This is a genomic window from Paraburkholderia fungorum, from assembly GCF_902833645.1.
In the GTDB taxonomy this organism is placed as follows: domain Bacteria; phylum Pseudomonadota; class Gammaproteobacteria; order Burkholderiales; family Burkholderiaceae; genus Paraburkholderia; species Paraburkholderia fungorum.
The window spans coordinates 128,218-152,039 of the sequence record NZ_CADFGE010000006.1 but is presented as its reverse complement, the minus strand read 5'-3'; the positions used below and the strand labels follow the sequence as shown (position 1 = coordinate 152,039).

General features: G+C 61.3%; 18 protein-coding genes, 2 tRNA genes and 1 pseudogene. 19 read left to right on the top strand and 2 right to left on the bottom strand.

The genetic code is table 11. From position 1 onward, the window contains the following. Positions 1 to 47 precede the first annotated feature (47 nt). From HWX91_RS19875 to HWX91_RS40825, 8 genes and pseudogenes are all read left to right on the top strand, one after another. Positions 48 to 134 (top strand) — tRNA-Leu (locus tag HWX91_RS19875). Positions 135 to 395: 261 nt separating this feature from the next. After that, a tRNA-Leu gene (locus HWX91_RS19870) sits at positions 396 to 482 on the top strand. Between the two features lie 205 nt (positions 483 to 687). Next, positions 688 to 1,539 carry a tyrosine-type recombinase/integrase gene (locus tag HWX91_RS19865; RefSeq protein WP_244144106.1) on the top strand — a complete coding sequence of 284 codons (852 nt, stop codon included), beginning with the start codon at positions 688 to 690 and terminating at the stop codon, positions 1,537 to 1,539. A gap of 210 nt (positions 1,540 to 1,749) precedes the next feature. Next, complete coding sequence (locus HWX91_RS19860) at positions 1,750 to 4,437, top strand: type VI secretion system Vgr family protein (protein WP_028198142.1); 2,688 nt, start codon at positions 1,750 to 1,752, stop codon at positions 4,435 to 4,437. Between the two features lie 10 nt (positions 4,438 to 4,447). Continuing rightward, positions 4,448 to 6,385, top strand: coding sequence for a lipase family protein (locus HWX91_RS19855; protein ID WP_028198141.1), 1,938 nt, complete (start codon positions 4,448 to 4,450; stop codon positions 6,383 to 6,385). Between the two features lie 95 nt (positions 6,386 to 6,480). After that, entirely contained in the window at positions 6,481 to 7,437 is a 957-nt protein-coding gene (locus HWX91_RS19850) for a T6SS immunity protein Tli4 family protein (protein ID WP_028359582.1), read from the top strand. Between the two features lie 9 nt (positions 7,438 to 7,446). After that, complete coding sequence (locus tag HWX91_RS19845; protein ID WP_028198139.1) at positions 7,447 to 7,734, top strand: PAAR domain-containing protein; 288 nt, start codon at positions 7,447 to 7,449, stop codon at positions 7,732 to 7,734. Between the two features lie 544 nt (positions 7,735 to 8,278). Further along, positions 8,279 to 8,491 (top strand): annotated as a pseudogene (locus HWX91_RS40825) (Arm DNA-binding domain-containing protein); the annotation flags it as partial. Here the strand turns inward: HWX91_RS40825 and HWX91_RS41365 are convergent. Further along, on the bottom strand, positions 8,434 to 8,877 hold the full coding sequence (locus HWX91_RS41365) for an AMP-binding protein (RefSeq protein ID WP_375792416.1): 444 nt from the start codon (positions 8,875 to 8,877) through the stop codon (positions 8,434 to 8,436). The pseudogene HWX91_RS40825 and the gene HWX91_RS41365 overlap by 58 nt on opposite strands. 106 nt (positions 8,878 to 8,983) lie before the next feature. Between HWX91_RS41365 and HWX91_RS19835 the strand changes: the two genes are divergently transcribed. The 9 genes from HWX91_RS19835 (at position 8,984) to HWX91_RS19795 (ending at position 20,550) form a co-directional block, all read left to right on the top strand. Beyond that, positions 8,984 to 9,331 (top strand): TetR/AcrR family transcriptional regulator, encoded by a 348-nt coding sequence (locus HWX91_RS19835; RefSeq protein ID WP_028198138.1) that lies wholly within the window; start codon positions 8,984 to 8,986, stop codon positions 9,329 to 9,331. Between the two features lie 720 nt (positions 9,332 to 10,051). Next, entirely contained in the window at positions 10,052 to 11,752 is a 1,701-nt protein-coding gene (locus tag HWX91_RS19830; protein ID WP_030102809.1) for a DUF1302 domain-containing protein, read from the top strand. A gap of 106 nt (positions 11,753 to 11,858) precedes the next feature. Then, positions 11,859 to 13,223, top strand: coding sequence for a DUF1329 domain-containing protein (locus tag HWX91_RS19825; RefSeq protein WP_028198136.1), 1,365 nt, complete (start codon positions 11,859 to 11,861; stop codon positions 13,221 to 13,223). Between the two features lie 121 nt (positions 13,224 to 13,344). Further along, a complete protein-coding gene (locus HWX91_RS19820) occupies positions 13,345 to 14,451 on the top strand; it encodes a WD40/YVTN/BNR-like repeat-containing protein (protein WP_052660779.1) in 1,107 nt (368 codons plus the stop codon). An 88-nt stretch (positions 14,452 to 14,539) separates the two neighbouring features. Further along, positions 14,540 to 17,044 (top strand): efflux RND transporter permease subunit, encoded by a 2,505-nt coding sequence (locus HWX91_RS19815; protein ID WP_081833167.1) that lies wholly within the window; start codon positions 14,540 to 14,542, stop codon positions 17,042 to 17,044. A gap of 38 nt (positions 17,045 to 17,082) precedes the next feature. Then, the gene (locus tag HWX91_RS19810; RefSeq protein ID WP_028198135.1) at positions 17,083 to 18,060 is read left to right on the top strand and encodes a VOC family protein; all 978 of its coding nucleotides are present in this window, start codon (positions 17,083 to 17,085) and stop codon (positions 18,058 to 18,060) included. Next, the gene (locus HWX91_RS19805) at positions 18,061 to 18,888 is read left to right on the top strand and encodes an enoyl-CoA hydratase/isomerase family protein (RefSeq protein ID WP_244144105.1); all 828 of its coding nucleotides are present in this window, start codon (positions 18,061 to 18,063) and stop codon (positions 18,886 to 18,888) included. A 4-nt stretch (positions 18,889 to 18,892) separates the two neighbouring features. Next, positions 18,893 to 19,762: an SDR family NAD(P)-dependent oxidoreductase gene (locus HWX91_RS19800; protein WP_042275783.1), complete on the top strand. Its 870-nt coding sequence runs from the start codon at positions 18,893 to 18,895 to the stop codon at positions 19,760 to 19,762. Beyond that, positions 19,759 to 20,550 (top strand): alpha/beta fold hydrolase, encoded by a 792-nt coding sequence (locus tag HWX91_RS19795; RefSeq protein WP_208459041.1) that lies wholly within the window; start codon positions 19,759 to 19,761, stop codon positions 20,548 to 20,550. The genes HWX91_RS19800 and HWX91_RS19795 overlap by 4 nt, the downstream gene beginning before the upstream one ends. Before the next feature lie 67 nt (positions 20,551 to 20,617). Here the strand turns inward: HWX91_RS19795 and HWX91_RS19790 are convergent, their stop codons facing one another. Beyond that, entirely contained in the window at positions 20,618 to 21,079 is a 462-nt protein-coding gene (locus HWX91_RS19790; protein ID WP_028198131.1) for a MarR family winged helix-turn-helix transcriptional regulator, read from the bottom strand. Between the two features lie 115 nt (positions 21,080 to 21,194). Here HWX91_RS19790 and HWX91_RS19785 point away from each other — a divergent pair, with 115 nt between their 5' ends. Then, the gene (locus tag HWX91_RS19785) at positions 21,195 to 22,754 is read left to right on the top strand and encodes a DHA2 family efflux MFS transporter permease subunit (RefSeq protein ID WP_028198130.1); all 1,560 of its coding nucleotides are present in this window, start codon (positions 21,195 to 21,197) and stop codon (positions 22,752 to 22,754) included. Positions 22,755 to 22,877: 123 nt separating this feature from the next. Further along, the gene (locus HWX91_RS19780) at positions 22,878 to 23,732 is read left to right on the top strand and encodes an SDR family oxidoreductase (protein ID WP_028198129.1); all 855 of its coding nucleotides are present in this window, start codon (positions 22,878 to 22,880) and stop codon (positions 23,730 to 23,732) included. The last annotated feature ends 90 nt before the right edge of the window (positions 23,733 to 23,822 follow it).

Below are 23,822 nucleotides of genomic sequence, written 5' to 3'. Positions count from 1 at the left end.
AGCCCTGAATCTGTCGCTATAATGGCGGTCTTTGCTGTTCATCACCTGCCCAGGTGGCGAAATTGGTAGACGCACTAGGTTCAGGTCCTAGCGGTGGCAACACTGTGGAGGTTCGAGTCCTCTCTTGGGCACCAGATTCAAAAGTAAAGCCGCCTGATGTTTCACATAGGCGGCTTTACTTTTTGTGTGAGGCTACGTGATCCGGTTCAGTTTTTTCGAGCGGATAACGTGGTTAGCAGGACGGTTGGGTTGATGTGAATCGGCCATTGTCGGGCAGTAGAGTTTTGCTCTGCTGCATGGCACAACCGGGCGGTTGATGAAGCGATAGTTTGTTTGCATGTAGGGATTGACACGCTGCATCATCACGCTAAAATGTCGGTCTAGCTTGAAGACGTGCCCAGGTGGCGGAATTGGTAGACGCACTAGGTTCAGGTCCTAGCGGTGGCAACACCGTGGAGGTTCGAGTCCTCTCCTGGGCACCATCTAAGCTTCCAGAGACTTCCATCAAAGTCCTCTGACCCGCCGGAAAAGCCCGCTACTGCGGGCTTTTTGTTTTCTGAGCTTCCATCCGGTTCCACCGAAGATTACCTAAAAACCAGCAGCAAAGTAGTACATTAGCCAGTACATTGAAAGTTCGAGTTCCTCCAATGTACTAGGTGACGGTCATGCCACTGACAATCAAGCAGGTTGAGTCAGCCAAGCCATCAAAAGCGCAACGCACTGAACGTATCGAAAAAGGTACGCGGATGGTTACGCGAGATCTTCAGCCAGGCCATTGCCCGAGGCAAATGCGAAAACAACCCTGCGTCAGAACTGAAAGTCATTGCCAAGGAAGCGCCTAAGGCCAAGCCCTATCCGCATCTGCTTGAACCTGAACTTCCCGATTTTCTAAAGGCTCTCGACCGATCAACGAGCCGGTTCATACAACGCACTGCCGCATGGATGACTATCTGGACGGCAAGCCGCCCTAGCATGGTCCGTTTTGCCAAATGGACAGAAATTGATTTCGACTCCGCCCTGTGGAAAATTTCTAGAGAAAAGATGAAGATGCGCCGAGACATCGTCATTTCTCTTCCGGCGCAACTCGTGGCACAACTGCGGGAACTGTACAAGCAAACCGGTAAGCAAAGATATCTCTACCCCGGCATTGGCTGGAAGAACGATGTCATCAGCGAGAACACTATCAACGGTGTATTTGCAAGGATCGGATACAAGGGCCGCATGGTCGGTCATGGCACACGACACACCGCGAGCACCTTGCTGCGCGAACATGGCTGGGAAAAGGACCACGTCGAAATGCAGCTCGCTCACATCGAAGAAGGTACAGCGGGTGACTACAATCAAGCCAAGTACCTGGCTCAACGAATCGCGATGATGCAATGGTGTGCCGACTATCTGGACGCTTTAAAAACGACAGGGATTACTCCGAAATTGACGGCGCAATTTGCGGCTCGGGTCAATGTCTATTCGAGAACACCGGGCACTCCTCTACGCTCCAAGTCAACCAAGCAGAGTAAAAGCGCTGCAGTTCGGCCCTAGGGGCCGGACAAAGATGATCGAATCGCTAATTTGATGTTGTTCGCGGCCGTCCGCCTGCGGCCCATGCCGCATCATGTTTTGAGATTCGATATTCATCCGAATATCCATTTCGCATTAAATCGATTTCCGCTTTTCAATTTCAGATCATTATCAGATTGCTTTCGAAGTAAAATCGCGCGGGAAAGAGGATTAATCAGATCGAGAGGCGGCATGGGCACGCAGGACATAATCGGGGCGATTGCGGGTGGACTGTCGCAGCAGGACCGCCTTCTGAAACTGGATACGTCGGCCGGCAATAACGTCTTGCTGCCCCACCGTGTCACCGGGTGCTCGCGGATCGGTCGTGACTTCTCCTTTCTGCTCGACTGCGTGTCGACTCAGGGCGACGTGCAGCTCAAAACGCTGATCGCCCAGACCGTTACGCTCTGGATCCAACAGGCCGATCGGTCTTACCTGCCCCACCATGGCTATATACATACAGCGCGTCGGCTGGGAGCCGACGGAAATCTCACAAGTTACCAGTTGGGATTTTCCTCGTGGATGCACTTTCTGAAGTTCCGGCGTGACCAGCGACACTGGCAGGACAAGGCAGCGGACGAAATCGTCTCGGACGCATTCAACCAGCATCCGCAGGCAAAAGGCATGTACCGCTTCGCGCTCTCGAAGCCGCTGCCGAAGCGTTCCTACTGCCGGCAGGACGAGACCGACTGGAACTTCGTGCACCGGCTTCTCGAGTCCGAGGGCCTGTATGGCATCTGGCAGCAGGCGGCGGACGGCAAATCACACACGCTGGTCATCACCGATCGCCTTGAGACGCTCGAACCGCTCTCACCTGCAACGGTCGGATTCTATCGTGCCGGCGTGAGCAGGGAAGCCGATGCGCTCACCCAGTGGTCAGGCGCGCGGACGCTGCAGTCCGTGCTGCTGTCGACGCGTACCTTCGACTACAAAAGCCCGCCGACGCCCTCCAGCCCCAAAGGTACGTCGATACCGACGATGGCGAATCAAGGCGCGCTGCCCGCGCAAACCGAAGTCTACGAATATACCGGTGGCTATACGTACCCGGAACAGGACCGGGGTGATCAGTTGTCGAAGATTCGCATGGAGGAATGGGAGTCGCAGGCCAAGCGCTTTCACGGCGTGGGTAGCCTACGCGCCATGGACGCGGGCCGGCGCTTCACACTGACCGGTCATCCCGAACATGACCACGACGCCGCCGACCAGAACGAATTCGCGAGCATCGAGGTCGAGTGGGTCATCGAGAACAATCTTCCGCTCGCCGGGCACGAAGCGAACTACCCACACAGCCTGAATCATCAGCTCGCACAGGCCCGCGCCGACGACTCTGGTCAGATTTTCAGCGCGAGCCACGTAGACGGCTCCACGGGGTTCTACCGGGTCGCCATCGAAGCGCAGCGTACGACGGTGCCGTACCGGAGCCCGTTCGAACATCACAAGCCCGAAGCGAAACTGGAATCGGCGATTGTGGCCGGACCGAAGGGACAGGAGTGCTACACCGATGAACTGAACCGGGTGAAGGTGCTCTTCATCTGGGACCGGCTCAATGAAGGTGACGAACGTGCATCGTGCTGGGTGCGCGTGGCGCAGTCCGATACCGGCGATGGATATGGTGGCGTCCACATGCCGCGCGCGGGCGAAGAACTCCTGATCGGCCACATCGGCAATGACATCGACCGCCCGATTGCGCTTCATCGTGTGTACAACGGCGCGGCGAAACCGCAGTGGCATTCGAACGGCCTGCTTTCTGGCTATCAGTCCCGGGAGTACGGCGGCGGCGGCTATAACCAGTACGTCATGGATGATTCCACGGGGCAGCCTCGCATGCGGATCATGAGCAGCCACGGCATGAGCGGTCTCCATCTCGGCTACCAGATCGTCCAAGACGGCAATTCGCGTGGCGCGTACACCGGCAGCGGCTTTACCTTGCGCACCGACTATGCAGGTGCGGTCCATGCGGGTGAGGGACTGTATTTCAGCACACATCAAATCAGTGCCGACGGTCAGCCGCTCGATACCACCGCGCCGCGCGAGATCCTGGCGCGTGCGGATCTGCTCGTCGAGTCGTTGTCCTCCGCAAGTTCGACCGCCAAGGCCGAGGATATGAAGCCTGGCCGCGAAGCGCTTTCACAGTTCGCGAAGGCGACCCAGCACAGCAAGGCGGGCGTGGCCAAAGGCGGCAATACGGCAGGCGGTGGGACAGGAAACGCCAATGCCTTTGCCAAACCCGTCATGCTCGGATCGAGTCCAGAGAGCATGGGTTTTACCACGCACGCGTCGGCGCAGATGGTCGCGGACGACCATCTGAATTTCGTCAGCGGCAAGGACACCTACTGGGCCGTGGGCAAATCGCTGGTTGCAAGCGTCGCAGAAAAAATCAGCGTATTCGTCCAACGTGCCGGTATGAAACTGATCGCCGGGAAAGGTGCGATCGACATCCAGGCGCTCACCGATCAGCTGCGATTACTCTCCGAACTCGGCCTGACGCTCAAGAGCAATAACGGCAGCATTGAGATCGACGCGAAGACCGAGTTGATGCTCAAGTGCGGGGGCTCATACATCCGTATTACCCCCCAAGGAATTGAGGACGGCACGCGCGGCGCACGCACGATCAAGTCGGCGTCATTCAGCCGGCAAGGTCCGAGTTCGGTGGCCGAGCATATGAATAGCCTTGAGAAGCCGGCGTTCAACGACAAGTATCTCTTGCGCGACCGGATCACCGGCGACCCACTCAAGAACCACCCTTACGAGATCGTGCGTGGGGATGGCACACGCCTGAGCGGTGTCACGGACGAGCTGGGCCATACGGTCGAGCAGAAAAGCGACGATATCGAAACTGTGGTGATCCGGGCGCTGCGGCCGGGCACGAGCAACGCATAAGCGAGAATCCATGAGCGAAAATCAGCCCGACAATTCGGGTACGTCGGGCCAGACGTCCGGCGACGATGATGCCGAACAGGAAGTCGTCCGCCTCGCGTCGCAGACCGATGAGGACGGCCACTCTTCCGCCCAGGCGCCCTTAACGCCGGCCAACGACACTCGCGCCAAGGAGACCTTGCACGATCTGCGCCCCATCATTCCCGTGATTTTCATACCGGGCGTGATGGGCTCGCCACTGGCCGCCAAGGACAGTGGCGACGCGGCATGGTCCGCACCAAATACAGACACGATAGGTGCATCACTCGGCGCGTTGTGTTCGCTCATCGCGGGATGGTTTCGCAGCGCGTCGTCGCGCGAAACACTTTTCGATCCCGAGAGCGTCATGGTGACGCCGCTCGGCCCGATCGTCGACCTTGGGGAGAAAGACCCGATTACCGAGAAGGAGGCGCGACGCCGCGGCTGGGGTTCGGTCTATAGGACCGGCTATCAACCTGTCCTGCTTTGGCTCGAGCAACAGTTGAACAACCCGATGCTGCTCGGCAAGCCCGAAGGCGCGTGGATCAACCCCGACCCCGAGGGCGAGAAATGGGCACTCCATCCGGTGCTCGGCACCGACCCAAAGACCTACGGCGCCATTGCTGCTGCAGGTAAAGGCCAGGTGATCGCACCGGACTCCGCGGAATTCAAGAAATTCGCCAAGTTTCGCTATCGCGTCTATGCGATTGGATACAACTGGCTGCAGTCGAATGACCTTTCGGGGCGTGACGTGGTGAATGGTCTGGATGTCCCCGATCCGCAGACAAAGAAGACGACACGGTTGATGGGCGTCACCGAGATCTGCAAGGAAAACGATACGGGCAAGGCGATTATTCTGACGCACTCGATGGGTGGGCTGGTGGCCCGCTTCGCGGTGTTAAACCATGGGCTCGAAGGTCTTGCGCACGGCGTATTTCATGGATGTCAACCGGCCACCGGTGCTCCGCTGGCGGCCAAGCGTTTCAAGACAGGGGGCAGTCCCGAAGGCGGTATGAATGGTTTCATCAATGGCAGTCTGCTGGGGCGCGACGCAGATGAATTCATGGCGGTAATGGCGAACGCGCCGGGACCGATGGAGCTGACACCGATGCCGGATTATCACAATGGCGCGCCGTGGTGGATTTTTGCGCGGCCCGACGGACAGGTGGTCATGCAGTTCCCGGAGCACGGCGATCCGTATAACGATTTATATGTGAATCCCAAGTGGTACGGTTTGCAGCCGCCCGACAAACAGCTCGATCCCGCTGGGATCGTCAAGACGCGGCTCAATGCTGGCGGGCTTCAGACAAGCCTATCGGATTATTATCGATCGACGATGGAGACCGTCGTAAAGAACCAGAGCCAATTGAAGAATCGTTACCATGGCAAGACATATGTAGCCTACGGCGAGGGCGGCCTCGACTTCAGGCCACCACAGTCGAGCACGACGACCGAGGCCAGCGACAAGAGCAAGCCTGGCATCGAAAAAGGAGACCCGACGAAGAATCTGTTGACGTGGGGCAACGCAATCTGGACCGGAGATGTGCCATCGGACGTGCAGGCGCCTGAACTTCAGGCCGCAACGTTGCTGCACGACTCGGGCAAGGGCGAGATCCGCGTGCTTCTCGAGCAACGCAAACTGAGCATCACGTTCACCGTCCAGAAGACGAACACGTTGCCGGACGTGAATGCCAAGACGGACTGGTCACAGGTCGCGACCAAAACGGGGATCATTCGCGGCGACGGTACGGTGCCCGCGTGGTCGGCCGATGCGCAGGCGCGTGGCTTAAAGCCGGATGTGCCTGGCGACCCGGCCAAAGGAGTTCAGATGGCGTTCGTGCAGGGCGGATACCAGCACATGACCAGCTATGCGCACCCATGGACGCACTGGGCGATACTTTACAGTGTGGTCCAGATCGTCAACGACATCTAGGTGCCGGGAACAAATTAATGGCTCGCCTCTTTCGCCCCCTTATTCTACTGGCAGGTCTTTGCGCCTGCTCTCTTGCGCTTTCCGTGGAACCAACGATGAACAATCCGCTGCTGTCCAAAATGCGCCCGTGGTGCATCGGCCGCCTCGTATTCGACCGGCCCGCGTCGAGCGAGATTTCGAATCAACATTACGCGTACAGGGGAGACAAACTCGAAACAACTCACAATGTCTCACTTGATGCCTATCGCACCAAAGTCGAGGCCCGGGAGAATGAGTTGCGTACGAAGCAACGCTATAACCCCGTCAACCTGGATGAGAAAACTGGGAAGGCCTGGCTTGAGAAGGCATTTTCGCCGGTCAACGATTCGCGGTTTTTTATCTACCAGGAAGGCGTGGCGAAAGTCGAGATGCCTTTCAGAACGGATGGCTACCTCTTTGCGGACCACACACTCTTTCACACCGCCGGCCTCATGGGAGCGTCTGCTCTCGGTAACTCCGAGAATATCTACAGCGACACCTACAGGCGCATCAAGGCGCGAGACAACTGGGCCGTGCCGACGGAGTCGGGGTTTTGCTTCGACGGCGGGATCGTCACCGGATCGTCGACCTACACGGAAGAAGTCAGCCAGTCGTTTGCGCTGCTGCCGGGCCGACCTGCCCTACTCCTGATCAAGATGCGAGATGCGGTCGAGCAGGATCAAGGTCAGCCGCTCACCAAGAATCTGTCCGAGCTTCGCGCACAACTCGATCGAATGCCTGGCAGCTATCGCATCCTGCGCAAGGGCAAGCGCGTGGTGGCTGGCATGGACGCTGAAGAGGTCCTGTTTGCGCTTCAGGACGGTCCGATTACGGTCTACCGTTTCTATCTGCTGGCGCCGGGCAATCCGGCCACGCTGGCACAACCGCATACCTCGGTGGAGTTGCTGCTGGGCACGTCTTCACGAAGTGACCTGCCGCCGGATCAGGCAACGTCGCCGGTCGATGAGGCGGGAGCGCTGCAGGCATGGGACGCCCTGCTGAATAGCCTCCGGCCGCGACCGGGGGCAGTGTAGGAGCGTAAGATGCGGCGTTACGACATTGTGAAAGGCGACAAAACGACGGTGGGTGGCATCGTGCAGGCGGGTGACGGTAACGACCTGGTCGGCGGGCGCGAGCAAGCCTACGAAACTGATCCCGTCCTGTGCCCGGTCTGCAAGACCGTCGGGTTGATCAAGTGCGACGGCGCGCGCATTTCCACGACCGGACCGGACGGACGGCAGGCGGCACTGAGCGATGATCTGTGTGTCTGTCTGTGCACGCCGCATCCGCGTCTTGTGCCGTCGCAAACCACGTCTTACGCGGACGTGTAGGCGCCGCGGCACGCTGACGCAGCGAACCGATAACGAATATCAGGGAGGGTGACGTGATGAGGAAGCGAATATACAGCCTGATGCTGCTGCTGGCGATCGTGGCAACCACGGCGGGTTGTGCGTCGCTGAAATGCATTCCGACCTGTTGACGTTCTGAGGCACGCTGCCGGCATCGTCCCAGATATTGGTGCCCCGCAAGGGCCCCAAACTTCCGTGGACTCCTTTGTTGTAGTGGTGCAACATTCCGCCGTCGTCAATTCGAATTCCATCAAAGGCCACCGGCATTCACGTTCCTGCACTTGGATCAAACTAGTCCATTGGCTAGTACATCATTGGAATTAAAAATATATAAATCCAATAAAAACAATACATTACATCGTTAGTTCGGCGCCTCTCCTGGGCACCATCTAAGCTTCCAGAGACTTCCATCAAAGTCCTCTGACCCGCCGGAAAAGCCCGCTACTGCGGGCTTTTTTGTTTTCTGAGCTTTCATCCGGCTCCGCCGAAGATTACCTAAAACCGGCAGCAGCGTCTCTTCGTTGCGAAGACCGGTACCAGTTGGCACTTTCGGCATAGCTTCGACGAGAAGCAGCAGGCGCGCATTTCATTCGGTATGTTCCCGAAAATCTCCCCGGCAAAGGCACGCGAGTTGAGCGCACAAGCCCAGCTCCTGCTCGCCAGCGGCATCAATCCCAAGGTTCAGCAATCCGACCAGGCCGTCGAGGACGACACGTTCAAGGCGGCGGCCGAAACCTGACAGAACCAGACGGCCCGCAGTTGGCACTGAGCGATGATCTGTGTATCTGTCTGCGCACACCGCATCCGCGTCTCGTGCCGTCGCAAAAGACGTCTTAGGCAGCACAAGCTTCGCGCCGACCATCGGCGCTGCATACGGCGCCCCCCCCACGCATTGACATGAAACATCGGCACGACCGGCATCACGCAGTCGCGCGCCGGCAGGCCGAAGGAATCGGGTAGCGCGGCCGCGAACGCATGCAGCACGGTCGAGCGATTCGAATAGCACACGCCTTTCGTGTCGCCAGTCGTGCCCGACGTATAGCTACGGCCGCAAATCTGGTCCTCGTTGATGCACGGCCAGACGGCATCGCGGGAAAGACGGGATAGATAAAAGGAGCCAGTCATGTCATTCGGCAAAAACACGCGCATGACTTCACAGATCGCGATCAGACGCCGGCCGCGCCAAAGTCGCTTTGTGATGACGGTCGACGCGATCCTCTAAGCGGCAAAGATGCTGTTTGCACGAGACGGGTTCGAAGCGACGAGCACCACGCGCATCGCCGACCCGGCCGGCGTCAGCATCGGCTCGCTCTACGAGTATTTCACCAGCAAGGATGCATTGATCGAAAAACTGATCAAGCGCCATTGCGAACACCTGATGAATCTGTACGGCCAGGCATTCCTGGCGGTCGAGGGCCAAGGTATCGACGCCGTCGTCGACACATGGGTCGACACGACGGCCGATGCGAAGATCGTGCTCGCGCTGCACTTGTGCGCCCCCGTTCCAGGACCATCCGTTTGTACGGTGCCGCGATCATGCCGTTTCGAACTCACACGGTCAGCACCCGAAATATTATGAACACATATCGACAATGTGTCTCGTACTCAGAGGCATCTCCAGGGTAACTCTGGAGGTTGGGCTCACGAGGCTCCGGCGGGGCCGGGTAACTCCTGATAGCGGATAAGTTGAACAGGTTCGATTCTGGTGATCAATTTAAGAAAACGCCAGCGGACAGACCGGCTGGCCGGCGTTACCTCCCGACTGTCGAGCATGCAACCCCCACGCATCATCACACTTCCCGCTGTCTGTTCCGTGCGTCGACCCGTTGATGCCCTGCGCCAGGTTGCGCGCTACGCGGCCCCCGCGCGCGTGCATCCGATGCCCGTCATCGCCCGGAATGCCTTGTCACAGAATGATCCGATCAAAAATTCCCGTCCCTTTTCCTTGCCTGCCGGCGCATCTTTCACCGGCGAAAAAGGGTCGACGCTTCGTCTTCTGACGTTATGCCACACAGTGTTCTTACCCTTGTCATCGACATGGATATGAACAACTTCGTCAAATTTGTCTCGAATAGGGGAAAACGAGAGAGTCGGAGTCGAAATTCTATCTATAGAATTCAATTCCGAATCCAGGCGAATCTAACGAGTCCCGACGAGCAGACTGCACAGAGTTGAACACTGTGTGTAATTCCCTGGGCGGCAGCGTGGAACCCACGAGGCCAGCAGCACCGTGCCGTCACCAGCGTCAGACAAAAACCCAGCCCCGCCAGGGAGCTAAGGAGACAAGGAGATGAAGGGAATGAGCAGCTGCGCCAGATTCGAAAAAAGCCGGATGAGCCTCGGTATCGCGATGGCTCTGGGATGCTGGGCCGCATCGGCCAGCGCCGTGCAACTCAGTTCGAACCCCGATCTGAACATCAATTGGGACAACACGATCAGCTACAACCTGGGCATGCGTGCGCAGGGCATCAACGACGGGATCGGCAACAATCCGCTCTACAGCGAATCGGACTACAAGTTCAGGCACGCGGGCGACATCGTGACCAACCGCGTGTCCGACCTGAGCGAATTCGATGCGGTCTATCGGGACAAATTCGGTTTCCGCGTGAGCGCTTCGCTGTGGAAGGACTTCGCCTACGGCGGCGGCGTGAACAACAACCCGGGAATGGCTTACCCCGGGGTGCCCTACTCGAGCCTGAACTCGTATAGCGGCAATCACTACAGCAGCTACACCGAACGCTATTACCAGCAAGGCGCGGATCTGCTGGATGCGTTCGTGTTCTACAAGTTCGAGATCAACGGCCAACCGAGTGCAATCAAGGTCGGGCGTCTGACCCAGTACTGGGGCAACGCGCTGATCTTCGGCACGGAGGGGATCAACTACGGTCAGAACGCCTCGGACAACATCAAGGGCGCCGCCTCGCCGGGCACCCAGGCCAAGGAACTGGCGATTCCGCGCGCCCAGATCCTGTTCGAGACGCAGCTCACACCGACGGTCGGACTCGCCGCGCAGTATTTCGCCGAATACATGCCCACCCGTCTGCCCGAAGGCGGCACTTATCTCGGCACGGTTGGCTTCGGCTTCCAGGGGCCGAATCTCCTGGAGGGCTCGATTCCGCGCGGCAACGACGTGATGCCCAATAACGGTTTTCATAACGACTACGGCGCAAAGGTCACATGGGCGCCGCAATGGCTCGGCGGCACGTTCGGCTTCTACTACCGCAATCTGACGGAAACGCAGCCGTGGGTGCTGATGGGCGTGAATCCGGCAACCGGCGCGGCCAACTATCACCTGGCCTATGGCTCCAACGTGAAGCTGTACGGCATGAGCCTTGACCGGCAGATCGGCGATTTCAGCACGGGTTTCGAAGTGTCGTACCGGCATAACACCGCGTTGAACAGCGGCACCGGTCCCCTTGCGAGCGACCTGAGCGGCCAGCAAGGCGCGCGCGGGGACGTCGTCAACGTAATCGGCAACGTGCTGGCGGGCTTGTCGCGCACACCGTTCTGGAACACCGGCAGCGCGCTGGCCGAAATCGCTTTCACGCAGAAGGTCAAGACCACCAGTAACGGCGCGCTCTACAACGGCGTGAACAACTCGGCCGAATGTCCGAGCGGCAGTAAGTGGGCCGGTTGCTCGACGAACAATTCGGTGGCGCTGGCGGTGCAATTCGATCCGCAATGGCTGCAGGTGTTCCCGGGCGTCGACATAGACGCGCCGATGTTCATCCAGTACGGCCTGTGGGGCAATACGCCGAGTCTGGGCGGCACCAACCAGGGTTCGATGATCTACACCTTCGGCCTGCACGCGCTGATCCAGAACAAATACAACGTCACGCTGCAATACAACGGCTATCACTCGCACACGGGCGGCCAGACCAACTTCGGTGCCGCCAACGGTTTGCCGAGCGGCGGCCCTTCGTATTACGCAACGGGCAACGGTCCGTACTTCTACAACGACAAGAATTGGGTTTCGCTGACGTTTTCTTCTTCATTCTGACGGGCGACGGTCGCGCCCGCTTTCTGTCACGGACGCCCTCGCGGGCGCCGGATAAAAAGCCGTCTCGCACCAGCTGGTTTTTCCGACACACATTCTGGAGACAAGCATGAAATTCGCAATGGTACTGGCAACGATGGCGGCGGCAGTCGCCGCCAGTGGGCCCGTGCTCGCGGCGGTCAGCGCCGACGAAGCCAAAGAGCTGGGCGGCAAGCTCACCGAATTCGGCGCACAGCAAGCCGCCAGCGCGGACGGTTCGATCCCCGCCTACACAGGCGGCGTCAAGGATCTGACCATCCCCGCCGATTTCAAGCCCGGCAGCGGCCGCTATCCCGATCCGTTCAAGGATGACAAGCCGATCGAATCGATCACCAAGGCCAATCAGGCGAAGTACGCCGATGCGTTGACGCCCGGCACCAAGGCGCTGCTCGACCGCTTCCCGGGTTTTCGCGTCGACGTCTACAAGACGCGGCGCACGATGAGCTATCCGGACTGGGTGCTGAAGAACACGGTGGGCTGCGCAACCACGGCGAAGCTGGTCGGCAAGATCAAGGGCGATGGCGTGGAAGGCGCATTCGGCTGCATTCCGTTCCCGATCCCGAAAGACGGCTATGAAGTGATGTGGAATCAGAATATGCGCTACCAGGGCGTGCGCACCGATTTCCGCTTCCGCACCATCTTCGTGGACGAAGCCGGTCACAAGACGCTGATGGGCGATCAGGAATCGAAGTTCATCTATCCGTTCTACGACCGCAATGCGACCAAACTGAACGAACCGTACTTCCGCCTCACTTACACCAACTTTTTCGGCCCTTCGTCGCAGGTCGGCCAGTTGTATCTGGCGAAATACAGCGTCAATAACGGCGAGCAGGACGACACCACCTGGATCTACATGCCGGGCCAGCGGCGTGTGCGTGTGGCGCCCGAACTGAAGTACGACACGCCGATGGCGGGCATCGGCGGTACGCTGCTGTTCGACGAAATCGGCGGCTTCCAGGGGCGCATGGACCGCTTCGATTTCAAGCTGGCGGGCAAGAAGGAAATCATTGTGCCGTACAACAACTACCGCGCGTATCAGTCGCCGAATCTGGTGGGCGACAAGTTTGCCAATCCGGACGTCGTACGCTGGGAGAAGCACCGGGTATGGGTGGTCGAGGCGACCCTCAAGCCGGGCCAGCGTGATGTCTACAGCCATCGCACGTATTACATCGACGAAGACACGTGGCTGATCGTGGCATACGACGCGTACGACCAGAGCAATGCGCTCTATCGCACCGCCTATACGCTGGACATCATTCCTTACGACAAGCCGCGCGTCGGCCAGCCGATCCAGGTGGTCTACGACCTGACCAAGGGCAACTACGCAGTGATCGCCGACCAGGGCGATCCGGTCACCCACATGATCCCGTACGACGAATTGCCGAACCAGGCGTACTACACGCCGCAAGCACTGCAAAGCGCGGGCGTGCGTTAAACGGCGCGGCGCGGGCTCGCTGGAACAGGACATCGATCCGGCGAGCAAGCTGCCTGCATGGTCGAAGAATGGTCAATACGTTGCCAATGCATTGGCAACCTGTGTGTGCGGAGACTTACCCATGACTTTCCGGTCAGTGCAATGTCTGGCGGCCATCGTCGCGACGCTAACGGGTGCGGCGGCGCTCGCCGCGACGGCCGGCACGGAGCCGCCGGCGGCCCACGCGTCGCGCTTTGTCGATCCGCTCGACGCGGCCGCCGAAACCGCCGTCTCACCCGCCACCCGGCCGATGACCGCGGTGGCGAGCGCGGGTCAACGCCTCGTCGGCGTCGGCCAGCGTGGCGTGATCGTCGTGTCCGACGACCACGGGCACAACTGGCGCCAGGTCCCCAGTCCGGTGCAGAGCGATCTGACTGCGGTGAGCTTCCCCACACCGTCGCAAGGCTGGGCTGTCGGTCAGGACGGCGTGATTCTGCATACGTCGAACGGCGGCACGAGCTGGAGCAAACAGCTCGACGGACGCATCTCCAACGAGCGCTTCGTCGCCTACTACCGGGACGCCGCGGCACGCGGTGACGCGCATGCCGCCGCCTATCAGAAGCAGGAAGAAAACAACGCCAAGGCGGGGCCGTCACTGCCCTACCTCGATGTGTGGTTCGACAACGCCATGCAAGGCTATGCGGTCGGCTCGTTCGGCGCGTTCGCCATGACGACCGATGGCGGCAAGACCTGGCAGCCCGGTCTCGAACACATCGACAACCCGGACTTCCTGAACCTGAACGCGATTCGTGGCATTGGCGGCGAAGTTTATATCGCGGGCGAACGCGGCACCCTGTTCCGGCTCGATCGCGCGAGCGGCCAGTTCAAGCGGCTGCAATCGGGCTACAGCGGCAGCTTCTTCGGCATCGTCGGCAGCGGCCAGCGGCTCTTTGCCTTCGGTTTGCGCGGCACCGTTTATCAGAGCACCGATCAGGGCGCCAGCTGGCAAAAAACCGACACGGGTACCGATTCGACGCTGAACGGCGCCACCGTGCTGGGCGATGGCCGCATCGTGATCTGCGGCAGCCGCGCGATGCTGCTGGTTGTCGACCCGGTTAGCGGCGCCTTCCAGCGCGTCTCGGCCGATACGCCGATGCTGTTCGCCGGCATCGCCGCGGACGGCGCGGATCGCGTCGCGCTCGGCGGTTCGAGCGGCATGAGCGTCGAGGCGATCGGCCCACGCCGCTGAGCCGGGCAGCCGCGATCAGCACAGTACATGCAGTAAGTGCAGCGGGCGCGAGAGACGCCATTGAATTGCATCACTACAGGTGTTCAACATGGATAACCCACACGATCAGTCCGCGGCGAAGGATCAACCGCAACCGGCGCAGCCGTTCGACCGCCGCTCCGGCGGCCCGGTCGAGCGGCTGATTTTCAATCATCGCGCGCTCATCGTGATCGTCTGCGTGTTTCTGACGGCGCTATTCGGCGTGCGCGCGACGCGTCTGGAAGTCAACGCGAACTTCCTGAACATGATTCCGCAGTCGCATCCGTTCGTGCGCAACTATCTCGACAATGCCGCTTCGCTGCGCTCGCTCGGCAACTCGTTGCGGATCTCGGTCGAAAACACCAAAGGCTCGATCTACGACGCCGACTATCTGCGCACACTACAGAAAATCAATGACAAGGTTTTCCTGATGCGCGGCGTGGACCGCGCGTATATGAAGTCGTTATGGACGCCGTCAGTACGCTGGACCGAAATCACCGAGGACGGCTTTCGCGGCGGCCCGGTCATGCCCGATTCCTACGACGGTTCCACCAAAAGCCTCGATGAACTGCGCCGCAACGTGGCGCGGGCCGGCATCGGCGGCTCGGTGGTTGCCAACAACGAACGTTCGAGCGTGGTGTTCGTGCCTTTGCTCGACAAGGACCCGGCTACCGGCGCACCGCTGAACTATCGCGAGTTGTCGCACGATCTGGAAAAACAGATCCGTTCGCTCGAAACGCCCAATGTCAAGATTCACATCGTCGGCTTTGCGAAGCTGGCGGGCGATCTGATCGACGGTCTCGACGGCGTGCTGATTTACTTCGGTATTTCCGCGCTGATCGCCGCGCTCGCGCTTTACGCCTACACCCGCTGCCTGCGCAGCACGGGTCTGGTCGTGCTGTGCTCGGCCGCCGCTGTGATCTGGCAGCTCGGCATCGTGCAGTGGCTCGGTTTTTCGATCGACCCCTATTCGATTCTCGTGCCGTTCCTTGTCTTCGCCATCGGCGTCTCGCACGGTGCGCAGAAAATGAACGGCATTACCCGCGACGTCGCACGCGGCGTTCATCGCTATGCAGCCGCCCGCCACACGTTCCGCCGCCTGTTCCTCGCCGGCCTGACCGCCTTACTGGCCGACGTGGTCGGCTTCGCGGTGCTGATGATCATCGACGTGCCGGTGATCCGCAATCTCGCGCTCGCTGCCAGCATCGGCGTGGGCGTGCTGATCTTCACGAACCTCGTGCTGCTGCCGGTGCTGCTGTCGTACACGGGCGTGAGCCGTTCCGCGGTGCGCCGCGCGCGCCTGAGTGCCGATCCGCAAGCAAAGCGCGGTTTCGTGGTGCGCAGCTACCAGGCCTTCGACCGCTTTTCCACGCGCCGCTGGGCCATTGGCGCGATGGTCGGCGCGCTGCTGCTGTTCGTCGGCGGTTTTGCGATCAGCACGCATCTGCAGGTGGGCGACCTCGATTCCGGCGCGCCGGAACTCAAGACGAACTCGCGCTACAACCGCGACAACGCGTTCATCAACCAGCACTACAACCTGTCGAGCGATGTCTTCGCCGTGATCGTCAAGACGCCGGCCGGTGGCGTGGAGAGCTTCCCTACCCTGACCGAGATGGACCGCCTCGAAGCTAAGCTGCGCGAGACCGAAGGCGTGCGCGGCACGGTGTCGGCGGCCAGCGTGGTGCGGCAATACACGGCCGGCAATTTCGAAGGCTCGCCCAAGTGGCTGACGTTGAACCGCGATCCGTTCATCTCCGGTGACGCGTTTTCCAACGTCGTGGTGGCCATGCCCGAGCTGACCAACGCCGACCGGACAGTCGCACCGCTACTGGTCTTCCTGAGCGACCACAAGGCCGAGACGCTGACGCGCGTGGTGCAAGTGGTGAACGATTTCGCCGCGGCGCATGACACCCCCGAGCGGCATTTCCTGCTCGCCGCGGGGTCGGCCGGCATCGACGCGGCGACCAATATCGTGGTCGAGCAGGCCAATCGCGAGATGCTGCTGCTGGTCTACGCGTCGGTGGCGATCCTCTGCTTCATCACCTTCCGTACGTGGCGCGCCGTGGTGGTCGCGCTGATTCCGCTGATGCTCACCTCGGTGTTGTGCGAAGCGTTGATGGTGCTGCTCGGCATCGGCGTGAAGGTCGCCACGCTGCCGGTGATCGCACTCGGGGTCGGGATCGGCGTCGACTACGCGCTCTATCTGCTCTCCGTGCAACTCGCGCGGCAACGCGCCGGCGCCACGCTGCGCGAGGCCTACCGCGACGCACTGATGTTCACCGGCAAGGTGGTGATGCTGGTCGGCTTCACACTCGCGGGTGGCGTGGTCACATGGGTCTGGTCGCCGATCAAATTCCAGGCCGACATGGGCATCCTGCTCACCTTCATGTTCCTGTGGAACATGGTCGGCGCCCTCGTGCTGATTCCGGCGCTCTCCTATTTCCTGCTGCGGCCGAAGGCCGAGCGCCTGCGCGGCGGCTCCGGCACCGAGCCGGCCGAGGCCGCGCAACCCGTCAACGCCACCTCCGCCACTCGCCTGCGCGCCGCCGCACCCGTGCCTCGCCAGGCGTCCTGACACGCCGTTCATCCAACACCTTTTGGAGATTCACCGATATGTTCGATCTGCTAATGACCGCCGACATGATGGTTCCGGACCCGGACGGAATGACCGAACTGCTGGTCAGTAAGCTGGGGATTCACAAACATCCGAACTGGCGCCAGGCGTTCGACAACCATCCGTACATCGCCCATTTTCTGCGCGTGCACAAGTCGCTGGCGGTGGCGCCGACACGCGTCGAGCCGCAAGTGCATCTGGATCGGCCGAACCCCGGCGACCCGTCGTTCCATCATTTTCTGAAGAGCCTCGAAGCATTTCAGGGCAAGCATCGGCCCATCCTCACGCATTCGATCGTGGTGGCGGCGCACGGTCCGAAGTTCGAACAGACCGTCGAGCGTCTGATGCGCCGCCGCCTGCCGTTCCGGATGGCGCAGCGCACGCCGGAAATGCCCTTCGACCGTCTGTGGGTCGGCGTGACACCTGAGCGCCCCGAGTACGAACCTTCCGTGGACGGCGGCCTGTGCATCGAGATCATGCCGATGGAGCCGCTGCAACTGCCGCCCGAAACGTTCGCGACGCCCGCGCCGCAACCACGCGATCTGCAACCGGGCCAACTGGTGCGCGTCACCGCTCGTGGCTTTCTCGTGCGCGATCTCGACGACACGCTGCGCCGTTGCTCGGCGAATCTCGACTGGGAGCCGGTCGGCGCAGTGGAAATGCTGGTCGGCGAAGGCTACCGGCGCGCGCGCATGGGCTTCACGCTGCCCAACAGCGCCTCGCTCGACGTGCTCGAGGCGACCCGCTGGGACGGCGCGGCAGGCCGCTATCTGAACAGCTGGGGGCCGGGCCCGTATTTCGTGCGAATCGCGGTAAACGGCCTGCAAGTCAAGGCCGAAGAACTGAAGGCGCGCGGTATTGGCTTCGACTGGGTCGAATCGTCCGAGGCCGTGGGCGGCCGTTCGCTGATTCGCATCCATCCCGCGGAGCTCGACGGGCAGTTGTTCGAGTTCGAAGAATTTCAGGCGCCCCGCTAAATGCTGACTACCCACGAGGGGACCTCCACCATGAATGGGCTGACGATCAACCCTACCGTGCGCATCGAGCGCAGCGGCAAGACCGCATGGATCGTGCTGAACCGGCCGGAACAGATCAACGCGATCAATGACGAAATTCGCCGTGGCGTGCCGCAGGCGCTGCAGCTCCTCGACTCCGATCCCGACGTTCACGTGATCGTGCTGCGCGGTGAAGGCACGCGCGGCTTCTGCGCGGGCGCGGACATCAAGGAAAAGCGCGGCTCCGAGTCGTCGCTGCAAGTGCGGCGGCGCATGGAACGCTCGCGCTGGATCGAGGCGCTCGATCAGGTCCAGAAGCCGGTGCTCGCCGCGCTGCACGGCTTTTGCATGGGCGGCGGGCTGGAGATCGCGCTCGCCTGCGATATCCGCTTCGCGTCGCCCGATACCCTGCTTGCGCTGCCGGAAACCGGCCTTGGCCTGATTCCGGGCGGCGGCGGCACGCAACGTCTCGCGCGGGTGGTCGGCCACGGCCGCGCGCTCGACATTCTCCTGACCGGCGACCGGATGAGCGCGCAGCAAGCAAAGGAAATCGGACTCGTCACGCGGATTTCGGCGACGCCCGAGAGCCTGATCGCCGAAGTGCAAACGCTGGCGGACCGGCTTGCCGCGAAATCGCCGGCGGCCACAATCTACGTCAAGCAGGCGGCGCGCGCCGCGCTCGAACTCGATCTGCGCCGCGGCCTGGATCGCGAGCTCGATCTGTTCGCGCTGCTCGCCCCGAGCGACGACGTGAAGGAAGCCGCGCTTGCCTTCAAGGAAAAGCGCACCCCTGTTTTCACTGGAGACTGAGCAGATGACTAGCGATATCGGCGGTTCTGGAGGAACTGGCACGACGCAAACGACGGCCGGCAAACTCGCAGGCAAGGTCGCGATCGTCACCGGCGCGGGCGGCGGCCTCGGCGCGGCCTGCGCCCGTGGCCTCGCGGCACAGGGCGCGCGCGTAGCAGTGGTGGATATCAACGGCGAGGCTGCGGTGGCGGTGGCCGCTTCGATTGGTGAACGGGCGCTGGGCCTGCGCACCGATGTCTCGTCCGAGGCCGAGGTCAAGGCGATGATCGCGGCGGTGCTGGAGCACTTTGGACGCATCGACATCCTGCACAACAACGCGGCCGTGCTCGACGCCGCGCAGCGCAGCGGCGATCGCGATGTGTGCAACGTCGAAGTCGAAGCATGGGATCGCGCGATGGCGGTCAATCTGCGCGGCCCGATGCTGTGTTCGAAGCACGCGATTCCCGCGATGCTCAAGGTGGGCGGCGGCTCGATCATTCATGCGTCGTCCGGTTTCGGCGCGCAGGGCGATTTCACCTTGAGCGCGTATGCGGCTTCGAAGGCCGGCTTGACGATTCTGAGCAAGTCGATTGCCGCGCAGTATGGCAAGCAGGGGATCCGCTCGAACACGATCCAGATCGGTCTCGTGGTCGCGGAGAACGGTGGCGCGCATCCACTGCCTGACGATATCAAGGCGGTGATTCTCGACGGCCACCTGACGCCTTATCTCGGCGAACCGAAGCACGTGGCGGACGTGGTGTGCTTCCTCGCGTCGGACGAAGCCGCCTTCATCACCGGCGCAACCCTGCCCGTCGATGGCGGCTTCACCAGCCATGCGCCCACTCTGGCGCCGATGCGTGCGCTGTTCGCCGCGCGCGGTAGAGAAGCATATTGAGCGCGCAACCGTCGTCCCGGGCGCTGCCGGTTTTCGATACGTCCATTGCGCAGACGCAGACCGCCGGCAAGCCGACTATCGTACTGGTGCACGGTGGCCAGCATAGCGGTGCCTGCTGGCAGCCCACCGTCGACGCGTTGCGCGCGCGCGATCCGTCAGCGCGGGTGCTCGCCGTCGATCTGCCCGGCCATGGTAACGAACCGGGCAACCTGGCAACGCTGACCATCGCGCAATGCGTCGAGAGCGTGACGGCGCAGATTCTCGCGACGCGGCCTGAGCGGGTGATGCTGGTCGGTCATTCGATGGCGGGGATCACGTTACCCGGTGTGGCTGCGCGGCTCGGATCCGCGCTCGTGCAACGGATGGTTTTCATCGCCTGCTGCATCCCGCCCGACGGTAAGACCGTGCTCGATACGCTGCACGCGCCGATGAACGTGATCGCGTCGCGAGCCGCGCGACGCACCGCCGTCAGTGCGCCGTTCCCCGCGTTTATCGCGCGTTGGGTATTTGCCAACGGCATGACGCGGGAGCAGAAGCAACGCGTCGTGGCAGGTCTGTGCGCCGAAAGCACCCGGGTGACGACCGAACCGGTCGATCGCTCGGCATTGCCGCGCGTGCCGATGAGCTGGGTACTCACTCAACGCGACCGCGCGTTGCGGCCGAAGGTGCAACGCGAATTCATCGGCAACCTGGGCGGCGTGGACGAAGTGATCGAACTCGATACCTGCCATAACGCCATGATCAGCGAGCCGGTGAAGCTGGCGGAGATTCTGTTGAGCCGGTGCTGAGCATGACGAGCCGCTCTTCTCGCGGCTCTTCCTGCTCATTGCATGGGCTGGACAGGAGCAGCACGCCTCATACTTCGGTGGTGCCGCAACTCGCTAACGCGTGGGCCAGGTTTGCCCGCATACGATGCAAAAGCCCCATCAACATTTCACGCTCGCGAGCATCGAAGCCGGCTAACGCTTCGTCTGCAATCCGGTCGCCGACATCCAGAACATGGACAAGTGCTGTCCGTGCTTTCCGGGTCGTTTTCACGCAGTAAGCCCGCCGGTCGCTGGCATCCGCCACCCGTATCACCCAGCCGCCTTTGGCCATTCTGTCCAACAGCCTCGTCAACGAAATCGGCGAAATCTCCAGCATCTCGGCGAGCCTCGCCTGATTCGTCTCGCCATACCAGGACAGGTAAGCCAGCACGCGGCTCTGCGCACGCGTCAAGCCGAGGCTCGCCTTGGCCCGTTCATCGAAAAGCCGGCCGCACAGCCGGCCCGCGTCCGTGATCAGAAAGCCCAAGCGGTTGTCGTAGCCTTTGTCCATGCCGGCGATTATACGAGCCAGATCCCTCTAATGTGAACACACATTTGATATGTGTCTCAATTACAATAAGCACGCTTATCAATCTTGCGCGCTATGCGACTGGGACCTCTACTTTATGGCAGCCAACTCACCGGCCACGGCATCGGCTCAACCGCCGCAACCCGGCGCGGCGCTCAACCGGCCGCTCATCACCGTATCGATCATGCTGGCCACGCTGATGCAATCGCTCGACAGCACGATCGCCAACGTGGCGCTGCCGCATATGCAGGGCGCGCTGTCCGCTTCGCAGGACGAAATCACCTGGGTTCTCACCTCATATATCGTGTCCGCGGCGATTGCCACGCCGCTCACCGGCTGGCTTGCCACCCGCTTCGGCGTGAAGCATCTGCTGGCTGCGTCGATCACGGGCTTCACCATCGCTTCCGGCCTCTGCGGTCTGGCGGACTCGCTGCCGCAGATCATCATCGCGCGGTTGCTGCAAGGAATCTTCGGCGCCTCACTGGTGCCGCTGTCGCAATCCATCCTGCTCGATATCAACCCGCGCGAAAAGCAGGGGCAGGCAATGGCCGTGTGGGGCATGGGCGTGATGGTCGGGCCGATTCTCGGGCCCACGCTCGGCGGCTGGCTGACCGAAAGCTACAACTGGCGCTGGGTGTTCTTCATCAATCTGCCGGTGGGCGCGTTCGCGCTGTTCGGCACGCTCGCCTATTTGCCGGAAAACCGTCGCAAGCTCGGCGAGCGCTTCGATTTTTTCGGCTTTGCCACCCTGAGTCTGGCCGTCGGCGCATTGCAGGCGCTCCTTGATCGCGGCGAGCAGCTCGACTGGTTCAGCTCGATGGAAATCCGCGCCGAAACGCTGGTGGCCGTCATCAGTTTTGCCTTCTTCATTGCCCATACGGCGACCGCCGGGCCGCGCTCTTTCTTCCGCTATCAGTTGTTGAAGGACCGCAATTTCGTCACGGGCGTGTTCTTCATCTTCGTGGTCGGCGCCGTGATGTACGCCACGCGCGCACTCCTGCCGCCAATGCTGCAATCGCTGATGAATTACGATGCCGCCACCGCGGGTCTCGTCAGTGCGCCGAGCGGCGTCGGCACGATGATCGCCATGATGGTCGTGGGCCGTCTGATCGGCCGGTTCGATGTGCGTGTGCTACTCGTCACCGGTTTTCTGATCTCGGCGTTCGCGCTGTGGCAGATGACACACTACTCGCTGGTGTTGTCAAAGTCGGATATTGTCTGGCCGGGCGTGGTGCAGGGATTCGGCCTGGGTCTCGTGTTCGTGCCCCTCAGCTCCGTCACCTTCTCCACGCTGTCCGGCGAACTGCGCAGCGACGGCACCGCGATCTACAGCCTGATGCGCAACATCGGCAGCAGCATCGGAATTTCGGTGGTCCAGACCTTCATCACGCGCAACACTCAGGTGGCGCATGCATCGCTCGTCGCGCACGTGTCGGTGTACGACCCCGTGGTGCAGAGCCAGGTCGATCTGCATTCGCCGGGCGCGATTGCGCTGCTGGATATGCAGATCACCCAGCAGGCCGCGATGATCGCGTATATCGACGACTTCAAGCTGATGTTCATCGCTACCCTGCTGGTGATTCCCTTGCTCGCCATCATCCGCCCGGCCCGCCGCTCGCGCGCTTCGCCTGCGGACGCGCATGTAGCGATGGACTAGCACGCATGCGCGGCGAACTTTGCTGCGTTTTATCTGTACATTTATCTGTATTCTGTTTAAATTATAAAAATCAGACACCACCCGGCGGGCGAGCCATTGCTGGGCCCCGACATGAGGAGACATATGCAGATCGACCTGAGCAGCAAGCGCGTGATCGTCACCGGCGCATCACGCGGAATCGGCCGCGCAATCGCGCGGGCCTTTGCGGCCGAGGGCGCGCGCGTCGCCATTTGTGCGCGCACCAGCGCCGACCTTGAAGCCGTTGCGGAAGACCTGAAAGCGCGCGGCGCGGCGGCCGTGATCGCGCATTCGGTCGACGTGACCGATACCGAAGGCGTCAAACAGTTCGTGGAACAGGTGGCGCAAAGCTGGGGCGGCGTCGACGTGCTGATCAACAATGCCGGCCAGGGTCGCGGCGGCAACCTCGAAACGCTGACGCCCGAACAGATCCTCGAACACGCCAACATTCTGCAAATGGGGCATTTCCGCTTCGTGCAGGCAGTGGTGCCGCATATGCGCAAGCAACGCTGGGGCCGCATCATCGAGATCAACGCACTTGCGGGCGTCGTGCCGACACCGGACGGCATTCCGTCGGTCGTCAATCGCGCGGCCTGCGTGGCGATGTCGAAATCGCTCGGCATGTCGCTCGCGAAAGACAACATCCTCGTCAACACCCTGAACATGGGCTGGATCGACACGGGCCAATGGGACCGCCACTATCGCGAGATGCCACCCGGCTGCACGCGTGAGGAGTTCGACAAGATGGTGCTGAAGGTCGTGCCGATCGGCCGCTTCGGCAAACCGGAAGACGTCGCGGGCATGGCGCTGTTTCTGTCGAGCGACTATGCGAGTTTCATCAGCGCGGCATCGATCGATATCGCCGGCGGCATGGGCGGCCAGATTGCGTACTATCCGACGCTCAAACGCGATTTCTACGAAGCAGTGAAGGCGCGCGGCGAGGCCGCAGTCGAGCAGTAAGCGGGCGGGAACGCCACCACGCAACGGCGCCGCCCTTCTTTCAGCACACTGTATGCCATGACGAACGACATCGCCCGCCTCGCGCGGGCG